This window comes from Mesorhizobium sp. A623 (assembly GCF_054489405.1).
Genome location: NZ_JBTMXB010000038.1, coordinates 1 through 12,472, shown reverse-complemented (window position 1 = coordinate 12,472; position 12,472 = coordinate 1). Strand labels below are relative to the sequence as shown.

The 12,472-nt window shown below is 58.9% G+C and carries 11 protein-coding genes and 1 pseudogene; 10 read left to right on the top strand and 2 right to left on the bottom strand.

What is annotated here, in order from left to right:
• Window positions 1–79: 79 nt before the first annotated feature.
• The 9 genes from ACX3P1_RS23860 (at window position 80) to ACX3P1_RS23820 (ending at window position 10,067) form a co-directional block, all read left to right on the top strand.
• On the top strand, window positions 80–2,143 hold the full coding sequence (locus tag ACX3P1_RS23860; protein WP_459082094.1) for an oxidoreductase: 2,064 nt from the start codon (window positions 80–82) through the stop codon (window positions 2,141–2,143).
• A gap of 73 nt (window positions 2,144–2,216) precedes the next feature.
• Window positions 2,217–3,062, top strand: coding sequence for a transporter substrate-binding domain-containing protein (locus ACX3P1_RS23855; RefSeq protein WP_459082068.1), 846 nt, complete (start codon window positions 2,217–2,219; stop codon window positions 3,060–3,062).
• Between the two features lie 120 nt (window positions 3,063–3,182).
• Window positions 3,183–3,929 (top strand): amino acid ABC transporter permease, encoded by a 747-nt coding sequence (locus ACX3P1_RS23850; RefSeq protein ID WP_459082067.1) that lies wholly within the window; start codon window positions 3,183–3,185, stop codon window positions 3,927–3,929.
• A complete protein-coding gene (locus tag ACX3P1_RS23845) occupies window positions 3,926–4,795 on the top strand; it encodes an amino acid ABC transporter permease (RefSeq protein ID WP_459082066.1) in 870 nt (289 codons plus the stop codon). Before ACX3P1_RS23850 ends, ACX3P1_RS23845 begins: the two co-directional genes overlap by 4 nt.
• Window positions 4,796–4,844: 49 nt before the next feature.
• Window positions 4,845–5,567 (top strand): amino acid ABC transporter ATP-binding protein, encoded by a 723-nt coding sequence (locus ACX3P1_RS23840; protein WP_459082093.1) that lies wholly within the window; start codon window positions 4,845–4,847, stop codon window positions 5,565–5,567.
• A gap of 36 nt (window positions 5,568–5,603) precedes the next feature.
• Entirely contained in the window at window positions 5,604–6,335 is a 732-nt protein-coding gene (locus tag ACX3P1_RS23835; RefSeq protein ID WP_459082065.1) for an HAD-IA family hydrolase, read from the top strand.
• A 34-nt stretch (window positions 6,336–6,369) separates the two neighbouring features.
• A complete protein-coding gene (locus ACX3P1_RS23830) occupies window positions 6,370–7,656 on the top strand; it encodes an NAD(P)/FAD-dependent oxidoreductase (RefSeq protein ID WP_459082064.1) in 1,287 nt (428 codons plus the stop codon).
• Window positions 7,657–7,710: 54 nt separating this feature from the next.
• A complete protein-coding gene (locus ACX3P1_RS23825; protein ID WP_459082063.1) occupies window positions 7,711–9,267 on the top strand; it encodes an FAD-dependent oxidoreductase in 1,557 nt (518 codons plus the stop codon).
• Between the two features lie 14 nt (window positions 9,268–9,281).
• Window positions 9,282–10,067 (top strand): SDR family NAD(P)-dependent oxidoreductase, encoded by a 786-nt coding sequence (locus ACX3P1_RS23820; RefSeq protein ID WP_459082062.1) that lies wholly within the window; start codon window positions 9,282–9,284, stop codon window positions 10,065–10,067.
• Between the two features lie 272 nt (window positions 10,068–10,339).
• Here ACX3P1_RS23820 and ACX3P1_RS23815 read toward each other — a convergent pair whose 3' ends face one another.
• Together ACX3P1_RS23815 and ACX3P1_RS23810 are read right to left on the bottom strand one after the other, a co-directional pair.
• On the bottom strand, window positions 10,340–10,540 hold the full coding sequence (locus ACX3P1_RS23815) for a hypothetical protein (RefSeq protein WP_459082061.1): 201 nt from the start codon (window positions 10,538–10,540) through the stop codon (window positions 10,340–10,342).
• A gap of 346 nt (window positions 10,541–10,886) precedes the next feature.
• Window positions 10,887–11,078: a hypothetical protein gene (locus ACX3P1_RS23810; protein WP_459082060.1), complete on the bottom strand. Its 192-nt coding sequence runs from the start codon at window positions 11,076–11,078 to the stop codon at window positions 10,887–10,889.
• A gap of 680 nt (window positions 11,079–11,758) precedes the next feature.
• Between ACX3P1_RS23810 and ACX3P1_RS23805 the strand changes: the two are divergent.
• Window positions 11,759–12,472, top strand: a pseudogene (locus tag ACX3P1_RS23805) (IS3 family transposase); the annotation flags it as partial.

Genomic DNA, 12,472 nt, shown 5'->3' with positions numbered 1-12,472 from the left:
TTTGACAAGCGACATGTCGTCCCTGACCCTTAGAGAGAGGAATGAACTGGATCGACAGTTCTCAGCAAAACAGGCCGACATGAATCTTTATCAGCAAAGCAGTCCAGCGCCGACTTCGTCCGATCCGCTTCTACAGCCATTGCGGATCAAGCACCTGACCTTGAAGAACCGGGTCATCAGCACGAGTCATGCCAGCGGCCTCGAGGTGAACGGCCTGCCGATGGAACGCTACCAACGTTATCATGAAGAGAAGGCCAAGGGGGGGCTAGCTTTGACTATGTTCGGCGGCTCGTCGAACGTGGCGCCGGATTCGCCGAATATCTTCCGGCAACTCAATGTCGGAACCGACGAGATCATTCCCTATTTTCAGAAGTTTTCCGAAACAATCCATCGCCATGGCGCCGCGCTGATGTGCCAGATCACCCATCTCGGACGCCGTGGCGAACCCTATGCGGATAATTGGTTGCCGACGATTGCGCCATCGCCTATCCGAGAGACACTGCACCGCAGTTTTCCCAAAGAGATGGATCGCCATGATATCGATCGCGTCGTGAAGGCCTTTGGCCAGGCGGCGCGGCGCTGTATGGAGGGCGGTCTCGACGGTATTGAATCGATGGCCAGCGGTCATATGATCGGGCAGTTCCTGTCAGCTAAGACTAATCGCAGGACCGACGATTTCGGCGGGCCGCTCGAAAACCGCATACGTTTCGCACTCATGGTCTTCGAGGAAATTCGCAAACAGGCAGGGGACCGATTCCTTTCGGGAATAAGGCTTTCGATCGACGAAGGAGGCCAGGAAGGAGCTTTGTCTTTTGAAGAATGCGTGCGCCTTGCGCATATTTTCGAAAGAGAAGGCACAGTCGATTTTTTCAACGCCCTGTACGGAACCATGGATACTGAACGGAACCTAGTCAGCGACATCCTTCCGGGAATGGCTTCGCCGCTCGCGCCTTGGCTCGACCGGGTAGGCCAATTCAAGAAAGAGGTCAATCTGCCCGTTTTCCATGCCGCGCGGATTTCAGAACTGTCCTCGGCGCGCCATGCCATTCGCGAGGGCCTGCTCGACATGGTCGGCATGACGCGCGCGCATATCGCCGATCCTTATATAGTCGCCAAGCTCATGGCCGACGAGGAAAGCCGCATCCGTCCCTGCGTGGGAGCGACCCACTGCCAGTCGCCCTATCGTCCTCATTGCCTTCACAATCCCGCCAGCGGGCGCGAAACTGTATTGCCTCAGGTGATCGCGCGGTCGGAGTGGGCGGCGCGGAAGGCGGTCGTGGTCGGCGGCGGTCCAGCTGGACTTGAGGCCGCACGCATTCTGGCTGAGCGAGGCCATGAAGTGGTCCTTTTTGAGGCTGCCGAGCGCGTAGGCGGCCAGATGATACTTGGCAAGCGAGGTTCGTGGCGTCGAGATTATAGCGGAATCATCGACTGGCGTATCTCGGAATTGGACCGGCTTGGAGTTGCCATTCGCACCGGGATATTTGCCGGGCAAGCAGAAGTCTTGGCCGAGAAGCCGGAAATCGTCATCGTCGCAACCGGCGGTTTGCCTGATATCGAATGGATTGATGGGTGGAAACACTGCACCTCCGTTTGGGATGTTCTCAGTGGTAACCAGTCGCTCAGTTCCGACGTCCTCGTCTATGATGGAACCGGCCGCAATCCAGCCATGCAAGCTGTTGAAATGGCGGCCACCGAGGGACGAAACGTTCGAGTCATCTCCATCGACGCGCAGATCGGTCAAGAACTCACCTATGTCGAACGGCTCACATGGAAGAAGGCAGTCTACAAGCTTAACATCAATATTACGTTCGAGCATGAGATCGTCCGGGTTGAAACTCGCGGCAACCGGGTCGTGGCGATGTTTCGCAACATCATCACCGCCGAAACGATGGAGCTAGAAGCGGATCAAATCATTGTGGAACACGGCACGCTGCCGGTCGATGAACTCTATCATGACCTGAGGGCATTTTCGGTCAATGATGGCGTTACAGATATCGATGCGCTCCTCAAGAACCGCAGACAATCCAGCGGCTACAGGCCCGGGGCCGCGTTCGAGCTTCACCGTATCGGCGACGCGGTCGCGAGCCGTAACATTCATTCAGCCATGCTGGATGCCCTTCGCATCTGCAATGTCATGTAGGCGCCGGCATCACCTGACAAAATATCGTTCATCCAAGAGTACAAAAAGTCGAACAATAAAAGGGAGAACAAAAATGGGAACTGGATGGCTCAAGAGCTTCATTGGCGGCGCCGTCGCCTCCATAATCGCGTTGGGACTAACGGGACAGGCAGCGGCAGCCAATGACCACTTCAAAGAAGTGGTCGAACGCGGCGTGCTGCGGGTCGGCGTCCAGGGTGCGCTCCGCCCATGGTCGTACCGGGACACAGGCGGTAATCTCGTCGGTATTGAGCCTGATCTCGCCGCCGATGTCGCCAAGGCGATGGGGGTCAAGTTGGAACTGGTTCAGATCGAATCTGCCAACCGGATGCAATTTCTCCAGCAGGGGCAGATCGACCTTATTATCGGCGCTATGTCCGACCTGCCCGATCGCCGTAAGGTCGTCGGCATTGTGCAGCCGGATTATTGGACTTCCGGCGCCAACGTGTTGGCGAAAAATGGCATTGTTACGGCTTGGGAAGACCTGAAAGGTAAGCCGGTTTGTGCAAAACAAGGACTTTTCTATAACGGTATCGTTGAGCGGGCTTATGCCCCGAAAATAGTTTCCTTCCCTGGTAACACAGAAACAAAACAGGCGCTCAGAAGTGGAAAATGCGTCGCCTGGCTGTCTGACGACACCACCATTCAGCAATCCCTGGCCGCCGGCGAATGGGAGGGCTACGAGATGCCGCTCGAAACCAAATATCAGAGCTATTGGGGCGCCGCCGTTCCACTCGAGGAAAAGGACGGCATCTGGGGCCGCTTCATGAGTGGAATGGCCTATAACTGGCATGCCTCGGGCATGCTCATTGATCTGGCCAAGAAGTGGAATGTGAAACCGGACGCCTGGCTGGTGGAGCAACATGACAAGTTCAAATTCGTCGAAAAGACGCCGGAGTAAGCAATATGACGACCGCGAGGGCATGTCGGAATGTGCTCGCGGTCGATAGCTTTACCGCATGGACCGAAATCGAGATCGATTTTTGGAACGAGCGCCGCGCTCGCCCCATGAGGACCGGCTATGCTTGATCACCTAGCTCCCATTTTCCGCGATCTGTACGAGACGACCGGCATCAACTTCGTCTTTCTGTACGACGAATTCGAGTTTCGGCACCTCGTCGACGGAATGACGACCTCGCTGGAACTGATGGTCGCTTGCGTGACGCTGTCGGTCGTCATCGGCATTATCGGCGCGTGGGCCCAAAATGCCCATTCCCGGATCGTGCGCATGTTCGTTGCCGCGTACATACAGTTTTTCCGAAACACCCCGCCCTTCGTGCAATTGCTATTCTTCTACTTTGGCCTCGGAACGTTGACGCCGCAGGTCGACATGGGCGGCTATTACGAGCCGGTGGTCAGCGCTTTCGGGTGGGCGGTGGTGTCGCTGGGGTGTTTCGGCGGCGCCTTCAACGTCGAGATTTTCCGTTCAGGTATCGATGCGGTGCCGGAGACGACGAAGGAAGCGGCGGACGCGCTCGGCTATACACGGCTGCAATCCTATCGCTACGTGGTGCTGCCATTGGCGATCCGCGTTTGCTTGCCGGCCCTCAACACAAATCTCATCAGCCTGATAAAGACGACGTCGCTTGCCTATGCGATTTCGGTTCCCGAAATCACCTACACCGCAAATCAGATATGGTCGAACAACATCAACGTCGCAGAGATGATGCTGGTGCTTTTCCTGTTCTACAACATCGTCGTTGCGGTGTTTGCCTTTGGCATCCACCGGCTTGAACGTAGTCTTTCCCTGCCGGGGTATGGGCGATGACCGGCGATTTTCCTAGCCTGGATAAAAATCTGGAAAAAGCCGTCCGGAAGGCGCGCGCGCGGCCTGCCGGCGTCTGGATGTCGCCCCTGGACTCCGTTTCCGCGTGGCAGGGCGGGGTCATCCTGCTGGCCCTTGCCCTGTCGCTCGGCGTGGCCGAGGCGCAAACGGCGACAGCAGCTGGCCCAGGTCCTTTTGCGACGCTGCTGATGTGGATGCCGTTCATCCTGCGCGGCTTCCTGATGAACCTGGCCATGAGTTTTATTGCGATGATTCTGGCTACCATCTTCGGGGTTTTGCTCGGCCTGATGCAGATATCGACAAACAATTGGGTGCGACGGATATCGCGTTTTATCATGCAAATATTTCGCAATACGCCTTGGCTTGTCATCCTGTTCGCGATCATTTTGCTAGTGCCGTACCAGATGCGCGTCGGCGACCACGTCTTTATGATTTCGGCCTGGGTGAAGGCGACGGTCGGCTTTTCGCTGCCCGTCATGGCGAACGTATCGGAGATCGTGCGCGGCGCCATCCGCTCGATTCCCGACGGTCAATGGGAATCGGCCGAGAGCCTCGCCTTCACACGCCGCCAGACCTTGTGGATGATCATCCTGCCGCAATGCGTCAAACGCATGATCCCGCCGTGGATGAACTGGTATGCAATCCTGACGCTGTCGACGCCGATCGCGTCCATATTGGGGGTGCAGGAAGCGGTCGGCAATGCCCAGCAGGCGATGGAGGCGGCGGGGGCGAGAGAGGGATTGCTGATCCCCTTTTACGGCACGATCCTGCTCTTGTTCTTTCTCTACATCTATCCGATCGCGCGCTGTACCATCTGGCTCGAGCGTAAATACGCCGTGAAACTTTAGGGAGTTCGACGTGTCGCAGACCGCGAAAGACTGGACCTCCACGCAACCGATGATTGCCGTCGGCGACGTCCATAAATCGTTCGGCGCCTTGAAGGTTCTGAACGGGATCAGCTTCGACGTCTTCAAGGGACAAGTAGTCTGCCTCATCGGTCCGTCGGGTTCCGGCAAATCGACCCTGATCCGATGCATCAATGCTCTCACCCCGTTTCAGGCCGGGTCGATCAAGGTTGAGGGGATGGAGGTCAACGATCCGCATCTGGACAAGCTGAAGCTGCGTCAAAAGGTCGGCATGGTTTTCCAGCAGTACAATCTTTTCCCGCACAAGACCGCGCTGGAGAACATCATGATGGCGCCGATCCATGTGTTGAAGCAGCCTAAGGAGCAAGTACGCGAGCGAGCGCGGAAGTTTCTGCAAAAAGTTCGCCTCTCCGGCAAGGAAGGCAGCTATCCGGGAGAGCTTTCCGGCGGTCAGCAGCAACGCGTCGCCATTGCCCGCTCGCTGACAATGGAGCCCGACGTCATCCTTTTCGACGAGGTGACCGCGGCCCTCGATCCCGAGACCGTCAAGGAGGTTCTGCTGACGATCCGCGAAGTGGCGGCGGAGGGCATGACATGCGTCCTGGTGACGCACGAAATGGGATTTGCGCGCGAAATCGCCCAGCAAATTTACTTCACCGATGGCGGCGTGATTGTCGAGCACGGACCGCCGTCGGAATTCTTCAAGAATCCAAAAGATCCCCGAACCCGCGAATTCCTGAGCCAGATCCTGTGATCGCGCCGTTCGAGGAAGAGTAAGAAAGGTGAGCAGATGACATTTGAAAATTTCAAGGTTCTGACATTCGACGTGGTGGGCACCTTGATCGACTTCGAAAAGGGCGTCCTCGATGCAATCAGGACGATCGGCGGAGACAAGGCGTCGAATGTCGGGGACGACGATATCTTTGCTCCCTATCTCGAAGCCCGCAACCTCTACTCCGGCCGTTCAAGCAGGGTGATGCGCGATGTCTATCTTCATGTCGCCGGCAAGCTCGAACTGAAGGCGGATGAAGCCGCGGCCGAGGCGTTCCAGCTTTCAGTGCTTCAATGGCCTGCCTTCGCCGATTCCATCGAGGCATTGAAGCGCCTTCGATCCCGTTTCAGACTGGTCGCCATGACCAACGCCGACCGTGTCGCTTTTTCGTGCTATTCCCATACGCTCGACCATCCTTTCCACGACAGCGTTACTGTCGACGAGGCAGGCAAGCCGAAGCCCAATCCGGAGTTCTTTGCATTCAATCGGGGCCGCCAATCGGCATTTGGCTACAAGCAGGATGAGATCCTGCATGTAGCGCAAAGCCAACATCACGATATCGGCGTAGCCAGGGAGCTTGGCTACACCGTGTGCTGGATCGAAAGGCGCAAGGGGCAGCAGGGCTTTGGCGGAACGCCCGAGCCGAAGCAAATGACCAAGCCGGATTTCCATTTCTCGACACTGGCGGAACTGGCTGACGCGGTCGATGCCGATCAGGCCCGCGGCGGCAAGCGCGGCGCGACCGTCTGACATGCATGTGGCCACGACATCCAGCAATTTCCCCATGCCGTGGCCACAATCGCTGTGGGCGGCGACCGCCGACCCGGCATCCCGACCCGTCCGGCTGGAAGGCGATCATGTCGCCGACGTCGCGATCATCGGCGGCGGCTATACTGGATTGTCCGCCGCCCGTTCTTTCGCCCAGCGCGGCATGCGCCCGGCGATCGTTGAGGCCAACGAAATCGGCTGGGGCGCCAGCGGCCGCAATGGCGGCGTCGTCTCGGCCAAATTTCGTGCGCCCATTCCGGCGATAGCGCAGGCCCACGGCCTCGCGGTCGCCCGCCGCATGGCCGAGATCGGTCACGAAGGCGTCGACGAAGTAACGAAGCTTATCGAAGAATTCGACATCACGAGCGCGGCGTTTTCGATGAGCGGAAATCTGCGATGCGCTCACAATAGCAAGGCTCTCGATGCGCTCGTCGCGGAAGCCGAAATCATGCGCGATACTTTCGGCGACGCCTCGCTGCGAATTTTGTCGGGTGGCGAGGTGGCGGAAGAAACCGGCTCAAACGATTTCGTCGGTGGCGTCCTTGCCGCGCATGCCGGGGTCATCCATCCACTCAACCTGGCGAGGGGGATAGCGTGTGGATTGAGACAGAAGAACATCGATATTTTCGAACATAGCCCGGCCTTTGCGCTCGAGCGCACAGGAGACGGCGTTCTGATCAAAACCCCGAACGGCGCTTTACGCGCGCGCTACGCCGTGCTCGCAACCAACGCCTATTCCGATCTGACCGATGCGACTTCGCCCGTGGCCCAAACGCTGGTCCCCTTTAGAAGTGCGATCATCGCCACCGAGCCGTTGGGCCGGTATCTCGACGAGACGCTTATGCCGGCTCGACGCAGCTACAGCGAGACCCGGCGAATGATGCGCTGGTTCAGGCGCGCCGGCAGCCGGATGATTTTTGGCGGCAGGGGCGCATTCGGCAGAAATGATTCCGCCGCTGCTTTTGAAGCATTGCGGCATGCGATGATCGGCCTGTTTCCGCAACTGCAAGATGTTGCAGTCACACATCGCTGGTCGGGCCTGGTTGCGATGACTCTCCGAAGCGTCCCGCATGTCGGTCGCATAGACGATCGCATCTCCTACGCGATGGGTTACAATGGCGCCGGCATCGCCTGTTCATGCCTCATGGGTCGTTATATCTGCGACCTTGCCCTCGGCGGGAAGCCTGACCTTGCCCTTCTGGCGCCCGAGCGGCTGCCGACAATTCCTTTCCATCTGGCGCGCAAACCGGCCGTAAGGCTGGTCGCCGGTTGGTACCAGTTTCTCGACCGGATCGGGTTGTGATTTCGTTTTGCCCGTTCCGCCTGCTGGCCGGCCGGCCAGTTCCGACGATCCGTCATGCCTGTTATGGAGATGTTGATGCGAGCCCCTCTTGATTCACTCAATGATCACCTCTTCGATGTCGCCATTGTCGGCGGCGGTGTAAACGGAGCGGATACGGCGCAGCGTCTCGCCGCCGCCGGCTACAGTGTGCTTCTGGTCGAGAAGACCGATTTTGCCGCCGGCGCGAGCGGGCGATCCTCCCGGTTGCTTCATTGCGGATTACGCTATCTCGCGCCCGGAAAGTCGATTTGGGAATTCGTGCGTCATCCGGGCCGGTTTGCTACTGCTTGCAGCATGGCGAAAGCTGCGATGCGATCGCGGACCGAATTCGTTCGCGACACACCGGAGCGAGTTCGTCCGATGAAATTCTGCTTCCCCATTTACAAGGGGGGGCCCTATGCCGCGTGGCAGCTCGACGTCGCGTTTGGCATTCTGAAGTCACTCGGCGACAGCAAGGTTCCGCTCAATTATCGGCGGATTTCGGCACCCGAGGTGGAGAACACGCCGCTCCTGAACCACCTCCGCGACAGGCAGGCGTTGTCGTCCGTTGCGATGTTCGACGAGTTCCAGTTCGACTGGCCGGAGCGCGTCACGGTCGATGCAGTTCTCGACGCGGAACGCATGGGCGCAACCATTCGTAATTATACCGAAATTCAAAGCGCAACGCGCCAGGGGGATTTGTGGCAGTTGCGGCTCGCCGATACGCTGGACACCACGGCTTCGCCGGTTTCCGTGACCGCGCGATCCGTCTTCAACATGGGCGGTTTTTGGATCGACCGCATCAACGCTAGCGTGACCGGCACGAAGATCAAGCGACGCATAACTGGTACAAAAGGCGTGCACATCGTCGTCAAGCTGCCCCCCGAATGCGCGAATTACGGAATTGCGACGCTAAACCGCCTGAACGAGGGGCTTTATTGCGTGCCTTGGCGCGGAATGCATTATTTCGGCCCCACCGAGACCTTGTACGAGGGCGATCCCGACGACGTTCACCCAACGGAGGACGAGTTCCAATTCCTGCTCGGAGAAGCGAACTACCTCCTTCCTTCGCTACGGCTGAAGCGATCGGATATTCTCTATGGCTGGGCCGGAGTGCGTCCCCTGACCTACGATCCCACGCAGCCGATGGGAGCCAGATCGCGCGAGTTGCACGATCTGACGAATGAAGGCGCGCCAAATATGTTTGCGATGACGGCGGGTCCGGTGATGAGCCACCGGTCCGCGGGCTTGATCGCACTGCGCGCGCTGAAAGGTCGTGTCGCTCCGTCACGCCCGGCAGAGCGACCGGGTTTCGCTTCAACCAGCATGCCTCGCGAAGGTGGCAAATTGTCAAACGAAGAATTGCTGGCAATCATGAAGCGCGCTGTCGCCGAGGAGCACGCTGAAACGATAGACGACCTCATGTTTCGTCGCACCGGGCTGGCATGGAATGAAAATCCGCTGGGCGATGATGTCGAGTTGGCGGCAAAGGTTCTCGCCGACGCGCATGAATGGCCGCAATCGCGGCAGATCGCAGAAACGGCCGATTTTCGGGATCGCATCACGCGCCGCCTGCATATCGCGGCTGGCTAGCAAAGAGAAATACGATGACAGTATCCGACAAGCGGGCGCACAGGCGGCGATCCGCCGCTTATGTGACCGGCGGCACGCGCGGCATTGGGCAGGCTATCGCGGAATGCCTGTCGATCGACTACGATGTGACCGTATGCGGATCGAGCGAGGTGAGCGTCGCGTCTTTCCGGGAGAAGCAACCGGCAATCCGGGCTGAAAAGATCGACATCCTTGAAGACGGGGCGATCTCCGCCGCGATCGCCCGCGCCCACCATCGTGACGGTGGTCTTCGCGTCCTGGTTTGCTGCGCAGGGGCTCCCGTGCTGGGAAATGCCGAAACCCTTTCGCTCGATGATTGGGATCACTGCATGAACCTCAATCTCCGCTCCGCGTTCGTCTGCGCAAAGGCTGCCATTCCACTGATGGGCCTCGACCGCGACGGCGTCATCATCTTCGTCTCGTCGATCTGGGCACAGGCCACCCCGCCGGACCGAGTTGCATATGCCACGTCCAAGGCCGCCCTGACGACCTTGGCGCGCACGCTTGCACTGGATCATGCCAAGGACGGCATTCGCGTGAATTGCGTCGCTCCCGGATTCGTCGATACCGATCTGCTGCGGAACTCCATTGCCAATCATGGCGACAGGGCCGGCCGGCCGGATGATTTGGAAGCGTTGCGATCCCGTCATCCGCTGGGTCGTTTGATCGAGCCGGATGATGTCGCCAACGCCGTCGCCTTCCTGACTGGTCCGGGCGCACGCAACATCACGGCGCAAACCCTGTATGTCGATGGAGGGATTGCCACCGCATTGTGGCGTTGAAGATTTCAGTTTATCGAGCAATTAGCGAGGTAGGGTATACGTCGCCCATGCTTTCGATCGTTCGCCCTTGAAGCGGGATGCTGACCTTTCCACGAACTGCTGGCAATTCCAGAGAAGGTTGGACACCAGTCTCGTTCCCTCCGCCATTGACCTTTCATAACGACTTGTTTTCAAAGCATTTTCCGGACTGTAGTGCTACCGTCCCCTCAATTTTCGCCACAATGATTTTCGGCTGTTAACGAACGACGGCGGACTTTGCGCCCGCCGCTTGTTCATCTTTCTGGCAAGGCATCGAGCCACGCCTTGGCGTCCTCTGCCCGAATCAGGGTCATTCTGCCGGCTTTCCTGATCTTAAGGCACCCATCTTTGATCTCATCGAACACTTTTGTCCTGCCGAGGCCGAAGGCTTCGCAGAACTCGTCGATCCGGTACGCGGCCTTTTCGATGATGGTCGGGGATGGCATGTCGTTCATGACGACTCCCTCCTGAACGATTTCAGCGCATCAGGAACCAATCCGACCGGATCAAAGTTGGTAGCCCGAAAGGGAGCCAGAGCGATGCCCGACCCGCGCAAGCCAAATCCAGACCCGGATGTACCGCCAATACCTGGACGTGAACCCAAGCCGATTGATGAACCTGATCCGGATCGACTGCCTGACGAGGAGCCAAATCCGAACCCGGACGAAGGCAGGAAGCCGCCTTTGCAAGGCACGGCAACTCCGCCGCGCCCGATTCCTGATCCACAGCCGCCGTTGCCGCCGGGGCCTATGCCTGACCCCGGTGACCCGGCGCCGATACCGACAAGGTGAAAGGCAGCGCTCATCGCCCCGCCCTCGCGCTGATCCATATCCACAAGGTGCAGATGCCCAGCCCGACGATAGAGCCGAGAAGCATGCGGTCGACTGCTCGAAGCGGCGGCTTTTCGGATAGCGGCGGTCCGGCGATGACCTCGGCGACGACGCCGGCACCGCGAAGGATCGCGCAGGCGATCGTAAGACGGAGCGATTTCATTGCGCACCGCCTTTTCGGTGCTGGTCCGCGACTCTTTCGGACTTCCCCACCAATTCGGCGGTTTCCCGGATTACCTCACTGGCCCCGCGTCGTGGATCGGAGCGTGAAGCTTCACCGCCAGAGTGAGAACGCGGGCGAGCGCATCGGCCACGGTCGGGGAGTGTTAGTCATGCAGGTGCATGGCCGCGACTTCCGCGACGTGAAGGATAGACAGCAGATCGTAGCTGCAATCCGTGATTTCATCGGCGGTCATGTCGCCTTGAGGGACAAAGCGGCTCATGGCTGCACCCTCCGCGCTTCCCAATCGGCGTAAGCGTAGTGCCTGTGGCATCATCGGCAAGAAGCGGTGAGCCGTCATCGACGTAGGCGTTGACTTCACCCCTGGTCTTCCATGCCCGGTCATAATTGGTGATCAAGACGGGGATTGATGGGCTGGAGCCGATTTTCACTATCCAGTCATCAGCAGCGGGCCAGATAGCGTTCGCAGCCGCCTTCAACTCGGCAACGGCAATATCAAGCCGTTCGCGCGGCGAAACGGGAGCGGCTTCCGCAACCACTGGAGCGGCAACGGTAGCAGCTACGGCGCTAGCCGCAACGGTATTGAGGTGGTGCCGGTTTCTGAGACAGGGGCATAAGGTGGATCGCCCGATGAAAAGGACGATCCAGAAGGACGATCCAGCATGAAGACACGCAGACGGTTTACGGCCGAGTTCAAGGCCAAGGTTGCGCTTGAGGCGATCCGCGTCGAGCGGACGATCTCGGACCTGGCGACGAAGCATCAGCTTCACCCGAACCCGATCACGCAGTGGAAACGGCAGGCCATCGAGAATCTGGCCAAGGCGTTTGACGACAAGGCTGCGGATGCGCAGGTCGGCCGGGAAGCCGAGGTGACCAAGCTGCACGCCAAGATTGGCCAACTCGTCGTCGAGCGGGATTTTTTGGCCAAGGCCTTCGATCGCTGAGCCTGGATCGGAGGAGAATGATGATTGATCCCGATCACAACCGGCTCTCGATCCGCCACCAGTGCGAACTGGTTTCGATCTCGCGGGCGTCGTTCTACCGACAGCCCGCCGGCGAGACGCCTGAGAACCTCGAACTGATGCGCATCATCGACGAGGCTTTCATGGAAATGCCCTGGTATGGCTCAAGGCAGATGGCGCGGCACCTACGGCGTCAGGGCTGGTGCGTGGGCCGCAAACGGGTTCGTCGGCTGATGCGCAAGATCGGTCTGTCGCCGATCTATCAGGCGCCGAAGACCAGCGCGCCGCATCCGCAGCATCGTATCTATCCCTACCTGCTGCGGCATCTGGCGATCGAGCGGCCGGATCAGATCTGGTGTGCCGACGTGACCTACATCCCGATGCGGCGTGGCTTCCTCTATCTCGTTGCCATCA